Origin of the sequence: Pseudomonas sp. BF-B-15 (assembly GCF_019946675.1) — a bacterium.
Taxonomy (GTDB): domain Bacteria; phylum Pseudomonadota; class Gammaproteobacteria; order Pseudomonadales; family Pseudomonadaceae; genus Aquipseudomonas; species Aquipseudomonas migulae.
In genome coordinates, this window is sequence record NZ_JAGYFZ010000006.1 from 18,606 (window position 1) to 36,267 (window position 17,662).

General features: G+C 56.9%; 17 protein-coding genes. All 17 read right to left on the reverse strand.

Annotation, left to right across the window (positions count from 1 at the left end; genetic code table 11):
* Position 1 precedes the first annotated feature (1 nt).
* The 17 genes from KGA97_RS03345 to yidC all read right to left on the reverse strand — a co-directional run bounded on the left by KGA97_RS03345 (position 2) and on the right by yidC (position 17,660).
* On the reverse strand, positions 2-778 hold the full coding sequence (locus KGA97_RS03345; RefSeq protein ID WP_008027522.1) for a DeoR family transcriptional regulator: 777 nt from the start codon (positions 776-778) through the stop codon (positions 2-4).
* A gap of 209 nt (positions 779-987) precedes the next feature.
* Positions 988-2,355, reverse strand: a complete 1,368-nt coding sequence (gene glmU, locus KGA97_RS03350) for a bifunctional UDP-N-acetylglucosamine diphosphorylase/glucosamine-1-phosphate N-acetyltransferase GlmU (protein WP_192417792.1) — start codon at positions 2,353-2,355, stop codon at positions 988-990.
* Between the two features lie 116 nt (positions 2,356-2,471).
* Complete coding sequence (locus KGA97_RS03355; protein ID WP_007969909.1) at positions 2,472-2,897, reverse strand: F0F1 ATP synthase subunit epsilon; 426 nt, start codon at positions 2,895-2,897, stop codon at positions 2,472-2,474.
* A gap of 45 nt (positions 2,898-2,942) precedes the next feature.
* Positions 2,943-4,322: a F0F1 ATP synthase subunit beta gene (atpD, locus tag KGA97_RS03360; RefSeq protein ID WP_008027526.1), complete on the reverse strand. Its 1,380-nt coding sequence runs from the start codon at positions 4,320-4,322 to the stop codon at positions 2,943-2,945.
* Positions 4,323-4,349: 27 nt separating this feature from the next.
* On the reverse strand, positions 4,350-5,210 hold the full coding sequence (gene atpG / locus KGA97_RS03365) for a F0F1 ATP synthase subunit gamma (RefSeq protein WP_008027528.1): 861 nt from the start codon (positions 5,208-5,210) through the stop codon (positions 4,350-4,352).
* A 50-nt stretch (positions 5,211-5,260) separates the two neighbouring features.
* Positions 5,261-6,805: a F0F1 ATP synthase subunit alpha gene (gene atpA / locus KGA97_RS03370; RefSeq protein WP_008027530.1), complete on the reverse strand. Its 1,545-nt coding sequence runs from the start codon at positions 6,803-6,805 to the stop codon at positions 5,261-5,263.
* Between the two features lie 21 nt (positions 6,806-6,826).
* Positions 6,827-7,363 carry a F0F1 ATP synthase subunit delta gene (locus KGA97_RS03375; RefSeq protein WP_008027533.1) on the reverse strand — a complete coding sequence of 179 codons (537 nt, stop codon included), beginning with the start codon at positions 7,361-7,363 and terminating at the stop codon, positions 6,827-6,829.
* A 12-nt stretch (positions 7,364-7,375) separates the two neighbouring features.
* Positions 7,376-7,846, reverse strand: coding sequence for a F0F1 ATP synthase subunit B (locus KGA97_RS03380; RefSeq protein ID WP_008027535.1), 471 nt, complete (start codon positions 7,844-7,846; stop codon positions 7,376-7,378).
* A 56-nt stretch (positions 7,847-7,902) separates the two neighbouring features.
* Positions 7,903-8,160, reverse strand: a complete 258-nt coding sequence (atpE, locus tag KGA97_RS03385; RefSeq protein ID WP_002555987.1) for a F0F1 ATP synthase subunit C — start codon at positions 8,158-8,160, stop codon at positions 7,903-7,905.
* 133 nt (positions 8,161-8,293) lie between these two features.
* Entirely contained in the window at positions 8,294-9,163 is an 870-nt protein-coding gene (atpB, locus tag KGA97_RS03390; protein ID WP_008027537.1) for a F0F1 ATP synthase subunit A, read from the reverse strand.
* 16 nt (positions 9,164-9,179) lie between these two features.
* Positions 9,180-9,587, reverse strand: a complete 408-nt coding sequence (locus tag KGA97_RS03395) for a F0F1 ATP synthase subunit I (protein ID WP_008027539.1) — start codon at positions 9,585-9,587, stop codon at positions 9,180-9,182.
* A 148-nt stretch (positions 9,588-9,735) separates the two neighbouring features.
* Positions 9,736-10,608 carry a ParB/RepB/Spo0J family partition protein gene (locus KGA97_RS03400; RefSeq protein WP_008027541.1) on the reverse strand — a complete coding sequence of 291 codons (873 nt, stop codon included), beginning with the start codon at positions 10,606-10,608 and terminating at the stop codon, positions 9,736-9,738.
* Between the two features lie 9 nt (positions 10,609-10,617).
* Positions 10,618-11,415: a ParA family protein gene (locus tag KGA97_RS03405; protein WP_008027543.1), complete on the reverse strand. Its 798-nt coding sequence runs from the start codon at positions 11,413-11,415 to the stop codon at positions 10,618-10,620.
* 18 nt (positions 11,416-11,433) lie between these two features.
* A complete protein-coding gene (gene rsmG, locus KGA97_RS03410; RefSeq protein ID WP_007948096.1) occupies positions 11,434-12,078 on the reverse strand; it encodes a 16S rRNA (guanine(527)-N(7))-methyltransferase RsmG in 645 nt (214 codons plus the stop codon).
* Complete coding sequence (mnmG, locus tag KGA97_RS03415; RefSeq protein ID WP_008027545.1) at positions 12,075-13,973, reverse strand: tRNA uridine-5-carboxymethylaminomethyl(34) synthesis enzyme MnmG; 1,899 nt, start codon at positions 13,971-13,973, stop codon at positions 12,075-12,077. Before mnmG ends, rsmG begins: the two co-directional genes overlap by 4 nt.
* 551 nt (positions 13,974-14,524) lie before the next feature.
* Positions 14,525-15,895, reverse strand: coding sequence for a tRNA uridine-5-carboxymethylaminomethyl(34) synthesis GTPase MnmE (mnmE, locus tag KGA97_RS03420; RefSeq protein WP_223480221.1), 1,371 nt, complete (start codon positions 15,893-15,895; stop codon positions 14,525-14,527).
* 79 nt (positions 15,896-15,974) lie between these two features.
* Positions 15,975-17,660: a membrane protein insertase YidC gene (gene yidC, locus KGA97_RS03425; RefSeq protein ID WP_008041448.1), complete on the reverse strand. Its 1,686-nt coding sequence runs from the start codon at positions 17,658-17,660 to the stop codon at positions 15,975-15,977.
* Between the last annotated feature and the right edge of the window lie 2 nt (positions 17,661-17,662).

Genomic DNA, 17,662 nt, shown 5'->3' on the forward strand with positions numbered 1-17,662 from the left:
GCTATTTCTCCTGACTGACAGCCGCGCATATCAGCGTGATACCGCGGGCTTGTATCTGATCGCGTGCCTCCAGCGGCAGGCGATCATCGGTAATTAGGGTATGGACGCTGCTCCATGGCAGCTCCAGGTTGGGAATCTTGCGGCCTATCTTGTCGGACTCCACCATCACGATCACTTCGCGGGCAACATCCGCCATGACGCGGCTGAGTCCCAGCAATTCATTGAAGGTGGTGGTACCGCGCACCAGGTCGATGCCGTCGGCACCGATGAACAACTGATCGAAATCGTAAGAGCGCAGCACTTGCTCGGCGACCTGCCCCTGGAAAGACTCGGAATGCGGGTCCCAGGTACCGCCGGTCATCAGCAGCACCGGTTCATGCTCGAGTTCACTCAAGGCGTTGGCGACATGAAGCGAGTTGGTCATCACCACCAGGCCCGGCTGCTGACCAAGTTCCGGAATCATCGCTGCCGTGGTACTGCCACTGTCGATGATGATCCGGGCATGCTCGCGGATCCGCGCAACGGCAGCACGGGCGATCGCCTGTTTGTACCTGGAAACCGGTTGCCCGATATCGGCGACCAGTTCCTGAGGCATGGTGATCGCACCGCCATACCGGCGCAACAAAAGACCATTGCTTTCGAGCGCCGCCAGGTCCTTGCGAATCGTAACTTCCGAGGTTTCGAAGCGCTTGGCCAATTCATCAACACTGACTTCGCCCTGCTCATTGAGCAAGGCGAGGATATTGTGACGGCGTTGAGGTGTATTGCGCTTCGACATGACCTGGTAAGTTTCGATTCGAAAGATAACGGAAGCAATCAAAACCTATTGGCGAAACTTCGTCAAGCGCGAGGCGATAAAAAGGTCTGTGGATAAAAGCTTCGCGGGCAAGCCTCGCTCCTACGGGATTTGTTCACTATCGGAGAACGACGTGAAATCTGTAGGAGCGAGGCTTGCCCGCGAAGACGATGGCATGAACTGTGGATAACTCAGGCCTTTTTGATTTTCTCTGGCCGCTTCCAGCCATCGATGTTCTTCTGGCGTGCACGGCCTACGGCCAACTGCGCGTTATCCACATTCTGCGTAATTGTCGATCCGGCCGCAGTGGTCGCACCGCTAGAGATATCCACAGGCGCCACCAACGAGTTGTTGGAACCGATGAACACATCCTCACCCAACACGGTTTTCCACTTGTTGGCACCGTCATAGTTGCACGTGATAGTGCCCGCACCGATGTTGGTGCGTGCGCCAATCTCGGCATCGCCCAGATAGGCCAAGTGACCGGCCTTGGCGCCTTCGCCCATGTGAGCGTTTTTCAGCTCGACAAAGTTACCCACATGCGCGCGAGCCTCCAGCACGGAGCCGGGACGCAGGCGCGCGAATGGACCGGCATCGCTGCCTTCGCCCATGATCGCGCCTTCGATATGGCTGTTCGCCTTGATCACCACGCCTTTGCGCAAAGTGCTGTCCTTGATCACGCAGTTCGGGCCGATCACCACGTCATCTTCGATGACAACCTTGCCTTCGAGAATCACGTTGATGTCGATCAGCACATCGCGACCGACAGTGATGTCACCGCGGACATCGAAACGTGCCGGGTCGCGTAGGGTCACGCCCTGGGCCATCAAACGACGACCCGCGCGCAGTTGATAATGACGCTCGAGCTCGGAAAGCTGCTTGCGATCATTGGCGCCCTGCACTTCCATCGCATCGTGAGGCTGCTCGGTCGCCACCACCAGACCATCACTGACTGCCATGGCAATCACGTCAGTCAGGTAGTACTCGCCCTGGGCGTTGTTGTTGGAAAGACGGCTCATCCAGCCGCCCAGTTGCGCGAACGGCAGTGCGAGAATGCCGGTGTTGCCTTCAGTGATCGCACGCTCGGCTTCGTTGGCGTCTTTCTGCTCGACGATAGCCGTCACCTTGCCGGCAGCATCACGAACGATGCGGCCATAGCCGGTTGGATCATCCAGCTGAACGGTCAGCAAACCCAATTGCTGCGGTGCAACCTGCTTGAGCAGACGTTGAAGAGTCTCGACTTCGATCAACGGCACGTCGCCGTAAAGAATCAGGACGGTGTCGGATTCAATGAACGGGACTGCCTGAGCAACCGCGTGGCCAGTACCCAGCTGTTTGTCCTGCAGGACGAAATTCAGATCATCGGCTGCCAGTCGCTCACGTACGGCGTCGGCACCATGGCCAATCACCACGTGGATGCGCTGTGGATCAAGTTGCCGCGCGCTGTGGATAACATGGCCAAGCATCGAGTTGCCGGCAATCGGATGCAGGACTTTCGGCAGTGCCGAGCGCATGCGAGTGCCTTGGCCGGCAGCGAGGATAACAATTTCAAGAGACATGACTGGCTACCAATCCTGGATGGTCAGCGGCTGCGACCAGGTTATGAAAATCGGAAAAGAAAAAAGGGTAGCCGAGGCTACCCTTTTTAATCAATCGCGCAACAAGTGATGGCCTGTTAGTGGCCAAACTTCTTGCGGATCTGCTGGACGGTGCGCAGCTGAGCTGCAGCCTCGGCCAGACGTGCGGCAGCAGAACCGTAATCGAATTCCGCGCCCCGCTCATGCAAGGCCTTCTCGGCAGCCTTAACGGCTTCCTGAGCGGAGGCTTCGTCCAGGTCGGCAGCTCGTTGCACGGTGTCGGCAAGAACCTTGACCATGTTCGGCTGAACCTCGAGGAAACCACCGGAGATGTAATACACCTCCTCTTCCCCGCCCTGCTTGACCAGGCGGATCGGGCCAGGCTTGAGATTAGTGATCAGCGGCGCGTGGCCCAGGGCGATACCAAGATCACCCAGTGCACCGTGCGCAATCACCATCTCGACCAGGCCGGAAAAGATTTCTCCTTCCGCGCTGACGATATCGCAATGGACTGTCATAGCCATCTGATTGCCTCAACCTAAATTAGCGCCCGTTGCCGGGCGCCGGGATTACAGTTTCTTGGCTTTCTCGATCGCTTCTTCGATGCCGCCGACCATGTAGAACGCTTGTTCTGGCAGGTGGTCGTAGTCACCGTTGAGGATGCCTTTGAAGCCAGCAATGGTGTCTTTCAGGGAAACGTATTTACCCGAGGCACCGGTGAAGACTTCAGCCACGAAGAACGGCTGCGACAAGAAGCGCTGGATCTTACGAGCACGGTTTACCAACTGCTTGTCGGCTTCCGACAGCTCGTCCATACCCAGGATCGCAATGATGTCCTTCAGTTCTTTGTAACGCTGCAGAACGTACTGTACACCGCGAGCGGTATCGTAGTGGTCCTGGCCGATTACGTTCGGGTCCAGCTGGCGAGAAGTCGAGTCGAGTGGATCGACCGCTGGGTAGATACCCAGGGAAGCGATGTCACGGGACAGAACGACGGTGGCGTCCAAGTGGGCGAAGGTGGTCGCTGGCGACGGGTCAGTCAAGTCATCCGCAGGTACGTATACCGCTTGGATCGAGGTGATCGAACCGTTTTTGGTCGAAGTGATACGCTCTTGCAGAGTACCCATCTCTTCGGCCAGGGTCGGCTGGTAACCTACTGCGGAAGGCATACGGCCCAGCAGTGCGGATACTTCAGTACCGGCCAGGGTGTAACGATAGATGTTGTCGACGAACAGCAGAACGTCGTTACCTTCGTCACGGAACTTCTCGGCCATGGTCAGGCCGGTCAGTGCTACGCGCAGACGGTTACCCGGCGGCTCGTTCATCTGACCGTAAACCAGTGCCACTTTGTCCAGAACGTTGGAGTCCTTCATCTCGTGGTAGAAGTCGTTACCCTCACGAGTACGCTCACCCACACCGGCGAACACGGAATAACCGCTGTGCTCGATGGCGATGTTACGGATCAGTTCCATCATGTTTACGGTTTTGCCTACACCGGCACCACCGAACAGACCAACTTTACCACCCTTGGCGAACGGGCAAACCAGGTCGATAACCTTGATGCCGGTTTCCAGCAGGTCGTTGCCGCCCGCTTGCTCAGCGAAGGTTGGCGCAGGACGGTGAATGCCCCAGCGCTCTTCGGTGGCGATCGGGCCAGCTTCGTCGATCGGGTTGCCCAGTACGTCCATGATCCGGCCCAGAGTCGCTTTACCGACCGGTACGGAGATGGCTGCGCCAGAGTCGGTGACTTCCAGACCGCGCTTCAAGCCCTCGGTGGAACCCATCGCAATGGTACGAACCACGCCGTCGCCCAGCTGCTGCTGAACTTCGAGAGTGGTGCCTGCATCGCTTTTTACACTCAAAGCGTTGTAGATGCTCGGTACGCTGTCGCGTGGGAATTCCACGTCGATAACGGCGCCGATGATTTGAACGATACGTCCGCTACTCATAGCTGGATCCTCTGAATATTTGAACCGTTAAACCGCGGCAGCGCCGCCGACGATTTCCGAGATCTCTTGGGTGATCGCAGCCTGACGCGCCTTGTTGTAGACCAGCTGCAAATCGCTGATCAAATCACCGGCGTTGTCGGTAGCGTTCTTCATCGCGATCATCCGCGCAGCTTGTTCAGCCGCGTTGTTCTCGACCACCGCCTGGTAGACCTGCGACTCCACGTAACGGACCATCAAGCCGTCAAGCAGCTCTTTGGCGTCCGGTTCGTACAGATAATCCCAGTGGTGCTTGAGTCCTTGATCCGGGGTTGCCACCAGTGGAATCAACTGCTCCACGGTAGGCGTTTGCGTCATGGTGTTGATGAACTTGTTGGACACCACGGACAGGCGGTCAATACGGCCGTCCAGGTAGGCATCCAGCATCACCTTGACGCTGCCGATCAGGTCATTGATCGACGGCTCTTCACCCAGGTGGCTGATAGCTGCTACGACGTTACCGCCGAAGTTGCGGAAGAAAGCCGCACCCTTGCTACCAACAACACACAGATCAATCTCGACGCCGTTTTCGCGGTTTACCGCCATGTCCTTGACCAGAGCCTTGAACAGGTTGGTGTTCAAGCCACCACACAGACCACGGTCACTGCTCACCACGACATAACCAACGCGCTTTACTTCACGGTCGATCATGAATGGGTGGCGATATTCCGGGTTAGCGTTGGCCAAATGGCCAATAACCTGGCGGATGCGCTCCGCGTAAGGACGGCTAGCAGCCATGCGCATTTGTGCCTTGCGCATTTTACTGACCGCCACTTTTTCCATGGCGCTGGTAATCTTTTGCGTGCTTTTGATGCTCGCAATCTTACTGCGAATCTCTTTTGCGCCTGCCATGTAACACCTATCAGGTTAGCAAGCGGGAGCCTTGCGGCTCCCGCTGCGGCTTACCAGGTTTGGGTGGCCTTGAACTTCTCGATACCGGCTTTCATGCCAGCGTCGATTTCGTCATTGAAGTCACCCTTCACGTTGATCTTCGCCATCAATTCGGCGTGATCGCGGTTGAAGAAAGCAATCAGCGCTTGTTCGAAGCTGCCGATCTTGGCGATTTCAACGTCAGTCAGGAACCCACGCTCAGCGGCATACAGCGACAGCGCCATGTCAGCGATCGACATTGGTGCGTATTGCTTCTGCTTCATCAGCTCGGTAACGCGCTGACCATGCTCAAGTTGCTTACGGGTCGCTTCGTCCAGGTCAGAAGCGAACTGGGCGAATGCCGCCAGTTCACGGTACTGAGCCAGAGCGGTACGGATACCACCGGAGAGCTTCTTGATGATCTTGGTCTGAGCGGCACCACCCACACGGGATACCGAAACACCGGCGTTCACAGCAGGACGGATCCCGGAGTTGAACATGGCCGATTCCAGGAAGATCTGACCGTCGGTGATGGAAATCACGTTGGTCGGAACGAACGCGGAAACGTCGCCAGCCTGGGTTTCGATGATCGGCAGTGCGGTCAGGGAACCGGTTTTGCCGGTCACTGCGCCGTTGGTGAACTTCTCTACGTATTCTTCCGAAACGCGGGATGCGCGCTCCAGCAGACGGGAGTGGAGATAGAACACGTCGCCTGGGTAAGCTTCACGGCCTGGTGGACGGCGCAGCAGCAGGGAAATCTGGCGGTAAGCCACTGCTTGCTTGGACAGATCGTCATAAACGATCAGCGCGTCTTCACCGCGGTCGCGGAAGTACTCACCCATGGTGCAACCGGAGTACGGTGCCAGGAATTGCAGTGCTGCAGATTCCGAAGCGCTCGCTGCCACGACGATGGTGTTAGCCAGTGCGCCGTTTTCTTCCAGCTTGCGAACCACGTTGGCGATGGTCGATTGTTTCTGACCGATCGCTACGTAGACGCAGAAAATGCCGCTGTTTTTCTGGTTGATGATCGCGTCGATCGCCAGAGCGGTTTTACCGATCTGACGGTCACCGATGATCAGCTCACGCTGGCCACGGCCGACAGGGATCATGGCATCGACAGCCTTGTAGCCAGTCTGTACAGGCTGGTCTACCGACTTACGCCAGATCACGCCTGGAGCAACTTTCTCGACCGCGTCGGTCTCGGTGTTGTTCAGCGGACCTTTGCCGTCAACTGGGTTACCCAGTGCGTCGACTACGCGACCCAGCAGTTCCTTACCAACCGGAACTTCGAGGATGCGGCCGGTGCACTTGGCGCTCATGCCTTCAGCCAGAGTCTGGTATGCGCCCAATACAACGGCACCTACAGAGTCTTGCTCCAGGTTGAGGGCCATACCGAAGACGCCGCCCGGAAACTCGATCATCTCGCCGTACATTACGTCGGCCAGACCGTGAATCCGCACGATACCGTCAGATACGCTGACGACAGTGCCTTCGTTACGGGCTTGGGAGGTCACATCGAGCTTGTCGATGCGGCCCTTGATAATTTCACTTATTTCGGAAGGATTGAGTTGCTGCATTGCTCTGCTGCCCCTTCAAACTCAAGATTTCAATGCTTCGGCAAGGCTCGCGAGTTTGCCGCGAACCGAGCCATCGATAACCAGGTCGCCGGCGCGGATGACAATGCCCCCAATAAGGGATTTGTCTTCCTCGACTTGCAGGCGCACTTCCCGGTTGAGTCGTGCACTGAGAACCTTGGCGAGTTTGTCTTGCTGTTCTTGGTTCAATGCAAAAGCACTGGTCACTTCAACGTCTACCGACTTCTCTTGTTCGGCCTTGTACAGGTCGAACAGAGCGGATATCTCCGGCAACAGCGGGAGACGGTCGTTTTCGGCAACGACGTTGATGAAGTTCTGTGCCTTGGCATCAAACTTGTCGCCGCACACGTCAATAAACGTGGCGGCCTTGTCTGCGCTCGTCAGTCGCGGGGCCTTGAGCACGCGCTGCATGGTGTCGTCTTGCGACACTGCTGCAGCCAGGCCGAGCATGGCTGACCAAGAGGCCAGTTGCTGGTGGGCCTGGGCGTGCTCGAAGGCTGCCTTAGCGTAAGGTCGGGCCAACGTGGTCAATTCTGCCATGATCGCCCTCGCTTAAATTTCAGCAGCCAGTTTGTTTACCAGCTCCGCGTGCGCGTTTTGATCGATTGTGGCACCCAGGATCTTCTCGGCGCCGCCAACGGCCAGTGCACCCAGTTGGGCACGCAGCGCGTCTTTGACACTGTTCAGTTCCTGCTCGATCTCGGCCTGAGCCTGAACCTTCACACGGTCAGCGTCGATACGGGCTTTTTCAACAGCCTCTTCAACAATCTGGTTACCGCGTTTCTTGGCTTGCTCAATGATTTCAGCTGCCTGAGCCTTAGCTTCGCGCAGTTGTTGACCCGCTTTATCTTGGGCCAACTCCAGGTCGCGAGCTGCTCGGGCGGCAGCGTCCAGTCCATCCGCGATCTTCTTCTGACGTTCGTGCAAAGCCGCGATGACCGGAGGCCACACGAACTTCATGCAAAACAGTACAAAAATGAAGAACGCAACGGACTGGCCAATCAGGGTTGCATTAATGTTCACGCCAACACCTCGCTCGTTCGTTGCACATCAAACCAATCACTCGAAGGTTCGAGTGATTAGCCAGCGAGTTGACCAACGAATGGGTTCGCGAAGGTGAAGAACAGAGCGATACCAACACCGATCATGGTTACGGCGTCGAGCAGACCGGCAACGATGAACATTTTAACTTGCAGCATTGGAACCATTTCTGGCTGACGCGCTGCGCCTTCCAGGAACTTGCCGCCCAACAGGCCGAAACCAATTGCGGTACCCAGTGCGCCCAGGCCGATCAACAGTGCAACAGCGATAGCGGTTAGACCAACTACAGTTTCCATCTTTCCTCCCGACTTTTACGTCGTATGGTTTAGGTTTTTTAGATTTTAAAGCGGTAAAACAAATCGTTTCATAGCCCTGTTCGGGCCCCCACCCGTTTGACCGGGTGGGACATCAGACTAGTCGAGACTGGCCTTAATGGTTCTCTTCGTGCGCCATCGAAAGGTAAACGATGGTCAGCATCATGAAGATAAACGCCTGCAGGGTGATGATCAGGATGTGGAACACAGCCCACGCCCACTGCAGAACTACGCCCAGGCCGCTAAGCCAGAGCAGACCGCTGCCGAACATCACAGCAATCAGAATGAAGACCAGCTCGCCGGCGTACATGTTGCCGAACAGACGCAGTGCCAGGGAGATTGGCTTGGCTACCAGCGTCACGAACTCCAGCAGGAAGTTCACCGGAATCAGCAGGGCCTGAACGAAGATGTTCTTGCTGCCGAACGGGTGCAGGGTCAGCTCGCCGACAAAGCCGCCGATGCCCTTGACCTTGATGCTGTAGAAAATGATCAACGCGAACACCGACAGGGCCATGCCCAGGGTAGCGTTCGGGTCAGTGGTCGATACGGCACGGAACGGAATGTGCGCATCGCCAGTGATCAGGATGGCCAGCTGAGGAATCCAGTCGACCGGGATCAGGTCGACGGCGTTCATCAGGAAGACCCAGACGAAGATGGTCAGTGCCAGCGGTGCAATCACCGGGCTACGGCCATGGAAGCTGTCTTTCACGCTGCCATCGACGAATTCGACCAATACTTCAACGAAGTTCTGCAAAGCACCAGGCTGACCGGAAGTCGCTTTCTTTGCCGCCATGCGGAAAAGAAGAACGAAGATCAGACCCAAAGCGACCGACCAGCCGAGGGTATCGACGTGGAAAGCCCAGAAGCCCATTTCTTTGGCTTCTGCTGCGGTGTGGGCAAAACCCCACCCGCCGGTTGGGTGCTGACCGAAGGTCAGGTTCTGCAAGTGGTGCTGGATATAGCCCGAAGCGGTTGTTTCTGCCATGGTTGCCTCAAACGCCCTAAGGTCTCGAAAGTCTTGTTCTCATCAGCAGGGGCGCGAACCAGCTGACCAGTTGGGTCAACACGAAGACGCCGAATACAGCTAGCGGCGCCAATGGCTTCACACCTGCAAACGTCAATGCAAAAAGCACTGCCGTCAAAATCAGTTTGCCCGCCTCGCCGGCATAAAAAGACCGGACGATGGCTTGAGCTGCTCGGGCGCCGGAAAACCGAAATGCCCTGTGAGCGAAATAAACATTGGGTAGCAAGGCTATCAGGCCTCCGCAGAGTCCTGAGTACCCGGCAACGACTCCGTGCCATTGCCACAGCGCCAAAGCGGCGATCAGCAACACGACAAACTGAGCCATCAACACCGGAAAAACTGCCAGGCGATGGAACGGCAAGCGGTTTGGCGTGCGGGTTTCCATCACTAATACTCCCCAATGGTCGGCTGCCAGAATTCAATAACTTGGCATAATTTGTGCCGACAAAATGCGCGCAGAGTATAGGGGCGGTTCTGCCCCTATTCAACTGTCAGGTAGTGATTTCCGACTGCACGCTACATGAGGAAATGTTTCAGCGAATGTGTGCGAGCACACCCTGAAGCTCATCGAGGGAGTTGTAACCAATGACCAACTGCCCTTTCCCCTTCTTTCCGTGTCGGATCTGCACCGCAGAGCCTAGGCGCTCAGCCAGACGCTGCTCGAGTCGGGCGATATCCGGGTCCGGTTTTACCGGTTCGGCAGGCTCCTGTTTGCCACTCAACCACTGGCGAACCAGTGCCTCAGTCTGGCGCACAGTCAGCCCCCGTGCGACAACATGTCGCGCCCCTTCAACCTGTTGATTCTCCGGCAAACCAAGCAAAGCACGGGCATGACCCATTTCCAGGTCACCGTGCGACAGCATGGTCTTGATAACTTCAGGCAATGCGATCAAGCGTAGCAGGTTGGCCACAGTCACGCGGGATTTGCCCACCGCTTCGGCCACTTGTTGCTGAGTCAGCTGGAATTCCTGCTGCAAACGCTGCAAGGCCACCGCTTCTTCGATCGGATTGAGGTCTTCGCGCTGGATGTTCTCGATCAGCGCCATGGCGATGGCGGTTTCATCCGGCACATCGCGCACCATCGCCGGGATGGTTTCCTGGCCAGCCTGCTGGCTGGCACGCCAGCGACGTTCGCCGGCGATGATTTCGAAGCGGCCGCTGCCGATCGGGCGAACCACGATCGGCTGCATCACGCCCTGGGCCTTGATCGATTGCGCCAGTTCTTCCAGCGCTTGCGGGTCCATGTCCCGACGCGGCTGGTACTTGCCGCGCTGGATCAGGTCCAGGGGCAAATGCTGCAGCTCACGCTGATCGGCTTGTACAGCCTGCTCTTCCAGCGAGCTGACAGTCGGACCGCTCAGCAGTGCATCCAGTCCACGTCCGAGACCTCGTTTCTTGACGGCCATGGGGATTCCTTAAGTTGCCTGAGCTGCGGCAGTGCGTGAGTTTTTGCGCTGACGGCGAACCATCTCGCCGGCAAGTGCCAGATAGGCAATGGCGCCCCGCGAAGTCTTGTCGTAAGCCAGCGCCGGCATGCCATAGCTTGGCGCTTCGGCCAGGCGGATGTTACGCGGGATAACCGTGTCGTAGAGCTGCTCGCCGAAGTGTTCTTTCAACTGCGCCGACACGTCGTTCATCAGGCTCAGGCGCGGGTCATACATCGTGCGCAACAGGCCTTCGACTTTCAGGTTCGGGTTCAGCAGTTCTGCGATGCGCTTGATGTTATCCACAAGGTCGCTCAAGCCTTCGAGCGCAAAGTACTCGCACTGCATGGGGATAATTACCCCGTCAGCCGCGACCAAAGCGTTCAGCGTGAGCATCGACAGCGACGGCGGGCAGTCGATCAAAATGTAATCGTAGTTTTCACGGATCGGCGCCAGCGCGCTGCGCAGGCGGCTTTCCTTCATCTGCATTTCCAGCAGAACCACTTCGGCCGCGGTCAGGTCGCGGTTGGCCGGCAACAGCTGGTAACCACCGTGCTCGGAGAAGTGCATGGCCTGGGCCAGATCGCATTCGCCGATCAGCAAGTCATAGACCGAGTTTTCCAGGCCGTGTTTATCCACACCGCTACCCATGGTGGCGTTGCCCTGTGGATCGAGATCGATCAACAGCACCCGGCGCTTGGTAGCAACCAGGGAAGCTGCGAGGTTGATGCAGGTGGTGGTTTTACCCACACCACCCTTTTGGTTCGCTATCGCGAATACCTTAGCCATTCTTGCTTGTGTTCCCAATCATGCCGTGCGGCGCAGTATCAGCAGATGGCGTTGGCCTTGGCAACCAGGTACAGCCAGGGCGTGTTCGCTATCGAGGTGGAAGTCTGCCGGCAATGCTACCAGCTCATCGGCCGGATGAACGCCCTTCATTGCCAGCCAACGTGTATCGGCATCGCCAAGGTGGCGCGTCCAGTTGCTGAAGTTCTCCATGCTGCTGAACGCCCGGGAAATGATCCCGTTGAAAGGCTGTGCAGGCTGGAAGGCTTCGACGCGACTGTGGATAACTTGCAGGTTATCCAGTTTGAGTTCGAGTTTGACCTGGGTCAGGAAGCGGGTTTTCTTGCCGTTGCTGTCCAGGCAGGTCACTTGGGACTCTGGAAACAGGATTGCAAGTGGAATGCCCGGCATGCCGCCGCCGCTGCCAACGTCCAGCCAGCGACCGTTTTCGATGAACGACATCACGCTCAAACTATCGAGCAGGTGACGCGAGACCATTTCGTCCGGATCGCGCACAGCGGTCAGGTTGTAGGCCTTGTTCCATTTGATCAACAGGGCCAGATAACCCAACAACTGCGCGTGCTGGGTTTCGGTCAATGTGACACCGAGCTGGCGAGCACCTGTGGATAACTCTTCGGCGTGTTGCGAGGTGACCAACGAACTCAAGCGCTTTGCTCCAACTGACGGCCCGCGCCGCGTTTTTTCAAATGAATCATCAACAGCGAAATGGCTGCCGGTGTGACACCCGGAATGCGTGACGCCTGGCCCAGTGTTTCTGGACGGGTCGCACCGAGCTTGCTCTGGATCTCTTTGGAGAGACCGGAAATGTTCGTGTAATCGATATCCACAGGCAGTTTCGTGTCTTCGCTCGCCCGCAGACGTGCGATTTCATCTTGCTGACGATCGATGTAACCGGCGTATTTGGTCTTGATTTCGACCTGTTCGGCGACTTGTGGATCTTCTGCGCCCCCGCCAGTCACAGCGATCAGACCAGCGTAGTCGATTTCCGGACGGCTCAAGAGGTTGAGCAGGTTGTATTCGTGAGTCAGCGGCGTGCCGAATTTCTCGGAAATCGCATCGCCCTGCTCGGTGCCCGGGCGAACCCAGGTACTTTTCAGGCGCTGCTCTTCCAGCGTGATGCTTTCGCGTTTGGTGCAGAACGCCGCCCAACGCGCGTCATCCACCAGACCCAGCTCGCGACCTTTTTCGGTCAGGCGCAGGTCCGCGTTGTCTTCACGCAAGATCAGACGGTACTCGGCGCGGGATGTGAACATCCGGTATGGCTCTTGAGTTCCAAGGGTAATCAGGTCGTCAACCAACACGCCGATGTACGCCTCGTCGCGACGCGGGCACCAGGCGTCTTTGCCTTGCGCACGCAGTGCAGCGTTGGCCCCGGCCAGCAAACCCTGGGCGCCGGCTTCTTCGTATCCGGTGGTGCCATTGATTTGTCCGGCGAAAAACAGACCGCCGATAACTTTGGTTTCCAGGCTGTACTTCAGGTCACGCGGGTCGAAGTAGTCGTACTCGATGGCGTAGCCCGGACGCACGATATGCGCGTTTTCCATGCCGCGAATCGATTGCACGATCTGCAATTGCACGTCGAACGGCAGGGATGTGGATATCCCGTTCGGGTACAGCTCGTGAGTAGTCAAACCTTCCGGTTCGATGAAGACCTGGTGGCTTTCCTTGTCGGCAAAGCGGTGGATCTTGTCTTCGATCGACGGGCAGTAACGCGGGCCGATACCTTCGATCAACCCTGCATCGGAATACATCGGCGAACGGTCGAGGTTCGCTGCGATGATTTCGTGGGTCCGGGCGTTGGTGTGGGTAATCCAGCAGCTCACCTGTTTCGGATGCTGCTCTTTGGAACCCATGAACGACATCACCGGGATCGGCGTATCACCGGCTTGCTCGGTCATCACCGAGAAATCCACAGACCGACCGTCGATACGCGGCGGCGTACCGGTTTTCAATCGGCCAACACGCAGTGGCAATTCGCGCAGACGGCGAGCCAGGGCAATCGACGGCGGATCACCGGCACGACCACCGGAATAATTCTGCATTCCGATGTGGATAAGTCCACCGAGGAAGGTGCCAGTGGTCAACACCACGGAGTCGGCGAAGAAACGCAGGCCCATTTGGGTGACAACACCACGCACTTGTTCCTGTTCAACGATCAGGTCATCAGCGGCTTGTTGAAATATCCACAGGTTCGGCTGGTTTTCCAATGCTTCGCGGACAGCGGCCTTGTACAGAACCCGGTCTGCCTGGGCGCGGGTTGCACGCACGGCCGGGCCTTTGCGGCTGTTCAACACGCGAAACTGAATGCCGCCTTTATCGGTAGCCATCGCCATCGCGCCGCCGAGGGCATCGATTTCTTTTACCAGGTGGCTTTTGCCGATCCCGCCAATGGCCGGGTTGCAACTCATGGCACCGAGGGTTTCCACGTTATGCGTCAGCAACAGGGTTTTTGCCCCCATACGTGCTGAGGCCAGTGCTGCCTCGGTACCGGCATGACCGCCGCCGATGACGATCACTTCAAAACGGGAAGGGAAATCCACCACGCACCTCGTGCCTGCTTAAGTAGGTAATTCAGGAATAGTTTGAGCTCAGGTTTTTGGACCTGGTCGACAAGTATAGGGACTTCGCCCTTCCTAAAGAACCCTTTGCACAAAATTTAACCAGCTGTGGAGAAGTCGGGGTTATAGAAATTAAAAAGAAAGAAATTTATTAAATCTTTGTTTTTATGTTTATTTCTACTGAGCACCATTTCTGTGGATAGATTCCTACAGCCCTTTGTTTTCAATATGTACAGAGAATCAAAACCCTGTGGTCATGTGCCAATGAGGCCCTTGGATAACCGGTGTAAGCCTGTGGATGAAAGGGGTGGTTATCCACAGAGGCGGTTATCTTCAGTTTTGAGGCCCTGTTATCAACTGCCCTTAGCGGCAGTTATTCACAGGGCTTAATCCACAGAAAAGCAGCGATTGATCAAATCCCGGGCGCAGAAAATCCGCCCGGGCAGAAAGAATCTGCTCGGCACTGGAGGCAATTCAGGAAAAGGGGTGAGAACAGACAGGCGCGAATGGCCTGTCTGTGGACAACGATAGGGCTATTTGCCGATACAGAAACTGGAAAAGATCCGTCCCAGCAGGTCGTCGGAGCTGAATGCACCGGTGATCTCGCCCAAGGCATGTTGAGCCTGGCGCAAATCTTCGGCCAGTAGCTCGCCGGCACCCGCCAGAGTCAGCTGCGCACGGCCGTGCTCGAGGGATGCACTGGCATGACGCAACGCCTCAAGGTGACGCCTGCGAGCACTGAAGCTGCTTTCCGACGTCTGTTCATAACCCATGCAGGCCTTGAGATGATCACGCAGCAGTTCCAGGCCTTCGCCAGCCGACTTGGCACTCAGGCTGATGGTCACATGGCCATCCTCACTGACTTCCAGGGCAATCGCTTCACCCGTGAGGTCGGCCTTGTTACGGATCAACGTGACTTTCGCCGGATCCGGGCGGGTTTCCAGGAACTCTGGCCACAACGCGAACGGATCAAGTGCTTCCGTTGCAGTGGCATCGACCACCAACAGCACTCGATCAGCTTCGCTAATGGCTTTCAACGCCCGCTCAACACCGATTTTTTCCACATGGTCATCGGTATCTCGCAGACCAGCGGTATCCACCACGTGAAGCGGCATGCCATCGATGTGGATATGTTCGCGCAAAATGTCACGGGTGGTGCCGGCAATCTCGGTCACGATCGCTGCTTCACGACCCGCCAGTGCGTTGAGCAAACTGGATTTACCGGCATTTGGCCGGCCGGCGATCACCACCGTCATGCCGTCACGCAGCAACGCACCCTGCCCGGCTTCGCGCAGCACGGTGGATAACTCTTCCCTGACTTTGTCGAGCATGCTCAGTACATGGCCATCGGCAAGGAAGTCGATTTCTTCTTCCGGGAAGTCGATGGCCGCTTCTACGTAAATCCGCAGGCCGATCAGTTGCTCGGTGAGGTTATGCACACGATCGGAAAATGCCCCCTGCAAGGAGCGCAATGCATTGCGGGCGGCCTGTGCAGAACTGGCCTCGATCAGGTCGGCGATTGCTTCGGCCTGTGCCAGGTCGAGTTTGTCATTGAGGAACGCACGCTCGCTGAATTCACCTGGTCGTGCCAGACGGCACCCCAGTTCAAGGCATCGCTTGAGCAGCATGTCGAGAACAATCGGGCCGCCATGGCCCTGGAGTTCCAGCACATCTTCGCCGGTGAACGAGTTCGGGCCCGGAAAATACAAGGCAATGCCCTGGTCCAGCACCTCTTCGTTTTGATCGAAAAACGGGCCGTAGTGGGCGAATCGCGGCTTGAGTTCACGACCGCTGAAGGCCTTGGCCGCAACGCTCGCCAGCGGCCCGGAAATACGGACGATGCCTACGCCACCACGACCTTGAGCGGTGGCGACGGCGGCGATGGTTTCACGAGGAGCGCTCATAAACCGGTATCCAGACAAAAGTGACAGATAGCAAAACGCCCCACTAGGGGGCGTTTTGAGTGGTTATCCACAGTGTAAATCAGGCAGCTGCTTTAGTAGCCGCTTCGATTTTACGAGTGATGTACCACTGTTGGGCGATGGACAGGCAGTTGTTCACTACCCAGTACAGCACCAGACCAGCCGGGAACCACAGGAAGAAGAAGGTGAAGATGATTGGCATCAGCTTCATCACCTTGGCCTGCATCGGATCCGGAGGAGTCGGGTTCAACTGCTGCTGGATGAACATGGTTGCACCCATGATGATCGGCAGAATGAAGAACGGATCCTTGATCGACAGGTCAGTAATCCACAGCATGAACGGCGCTTGGCGCATTTCAACGCTTTCCAGCAGAACCCAGTACAGCGAGAGGAAAACCGGCATCTGCACGAGGATTGGCAAGCAACCACCCAGCGGATTGATCTTCTCTTTCTTGTACAGCTCCATCATGGCTTGCGACATTTTCTGCCGGTCATCGCCATGTTGCTCTTTCAGCGCGGCCAGTTTCGGTGCCACTGCGCGCATGCGGGCCATGGATTTGTAGCTTGCTGCCGACAGCGGGAAGAAAATCCCTTTGATCAGCATGGTCAGGAAGATGATCGACCAGCCCCAGTTACCGACCAGCGCGTGGATGTGTTGCAGCAGCCAGAAGATTGGCTGGGCAATGAACCACAGAATGCCGTAGTCGACGGTCAGTTCCAGACCTGGGGACAACTCTTTCAGCACAGCCTGACTTTTCGGACCGGCGTACAGAACAGCGCTGGTTTCGGCTTTCGCACCTGGCGCAACAGTCATTGCCGGGGCGGTGTAGCCGATGATGTAGTTGCCTTTGCTGTCTTTACGGGTCTGGACGACGTTGTTTTCGCCCTTCGCCGGAATCCATGCAGTCACGAAGTAGTGTTGCAACCAGGCAACCCAACCACCGTTCACGGTTTCTTTCAGCTGAGCCTTGTCCATGTCCTTCATCGACACTTTCTTGTACGGCTCGTTACTTGTCCACAGGGCGGCGCCCAGGTAAGTCGCGGTGCCGGTGGCAGTGCTGGAAGAAGGATCGGAGCTGGCGTCGCGCTTCAGTTGGGCGAACATCGCACCGGACCAAGGCTTGGCGCTTTCGTTGTCGATCACGTAGGAAACGGTTACGTCGTACAGGCCACGTTTCAGTGTGAAACGCTTGATGTAGTTGACGCCGTCCTTGCTGAACTTCAGGTCTACAACCAATTGGTCCTGACCGTCGGCCAGTTGGTAGATCTTCTTCTCGGAGGAGTAAACCGGACGACCGGCAGGACTTGCGTCCGGACCATCGGTACCGATCAAACCGCTTTGAGCCAGATAAGTCCGCTCGTTGCCGTTATCGAACAACTGGAATGGAATTTCCGGATGGTCCTGGCGACGTGGATACAGCGGCAGCGTCAACTGCGCAACATCGCCACCTTGTGGATCGATAGCCAGGTTGAGCACATCCGTTTTGATCTGGATGAGGTCTTTGCTTGCAGCTACTGGTGTTTCAGCAGGTGCAGTGGCACTGGTATCGCTTGCGGCGCGCGGAATGTCGTCACTGACAGAAGCATTATTGCCAGTCGCCGTATCCGGTAGGCCCGGTGCGGAAGTACTGGAAGCAACATTCTGAGTCGGCAGGGCAGCCTGGCCATAGTCCTGGTTCCATTTAAGAACCATAACGTAGGACACGATTGCCAGGGCGACGATCAGGATCGTGCGTTTGATATCCATGA

Bases quoted from the DNA above. Each gene is read 5' to 3' on its own strand.
- KGA97_RS03345 (WP_008027522.1), bottom strand. From the start codon at position 778: ATGTCGAAGCGCAATACACCTCAACGCCGTCACAATATCCTCGCCTTG.
- glmU (WP_192417792.1), bottom strand. From the start codon at position 2,355: ATGTCTCTTGAAATTGTTATCCTCGCTGCCGGCCAAGGCACTCGCATG.
- KGA97_RS03355 (WP_007969909.1), bottom strand. From the start codon at position 2,897: ATGGCTATGACAGTCCATTGCGATATCGTCAGCGCGGAAGGAGAAATC.
- atpD (WP_008027526.1), bottom strand. From the start codon at position 4,322: ATGAGTAGCGGACGTATCGTTCAAATCATCGGCGCCGTTATCGACGTG.
- atpG (WP_008027528.1), bottom strand. From the start codon at position 5,210: ATGGCAGGCGCAAAAGAGATTCGCAGTAAGATTGCGAGCATCAAAAGC.
- atpA (WP_008027530.1), bottom strand. From the start codon at position 6,805: ATGCAGCAACTCAATCCTTCCGAAATAAGTGAAATTATCAAGGGCCGC.
- KGA97_RS03375 (WP_008027533.1), bottom strand. From the start codon at position 7,363: ATGGCAGAATTGACCACGTTGGCCCGACCTTACGCTAAGGCAGCCTTC.
- atpE (WP_002555987.1), bottom strand. From the start codon at position 8,160: ATGGAAACTGTAGTTGGTCTAACCGCTATCGCTGTTGCACTGTTGATC.
- atpB (WP_008027537.1), bottom strand. From the start codon at position 9,163: ATGGCAGAAACAACCGCTTCGGGCTATATCCAGCACCACTTGCAGAAC.
- KGA97_RS03395 (WP_008027539.1), bottom strand. From the start codon at position 9,587: ATGGAAACCCGCACGCCAAACCGCTTGCCGTTCCATCGCCTGGCAGTT.
- KGA97_RS03400 (WP_008027541.1), bottom strand. From the start codon at position 10,608: ATGGCCGTCAAGAAACGAGGTCTCGGACGTGGACTGGATGCACTGCTG.
- KGA97_RS03405 (WP_008027543.1), bottom strand. From the start codon at position 11,415: ATGGCTAAGGTATTCGCGATAGCGAACCAAAAGGGTGGTGTGGGTAAA.
- mnmE (WP_223480221.1), bottom strand. From the start codon at position 15,895: ATGAGCGCTCCTCGTGAAACCATCGCCGCCGTCGCCACCGCTCAAGGT.
- yidC (WP_008041448.1), bottom strand. From the start codon at position 17,660: ATGGATATCAAACGCACGATCCTGATCGTCGCCCTGGCAATCGTGTCC.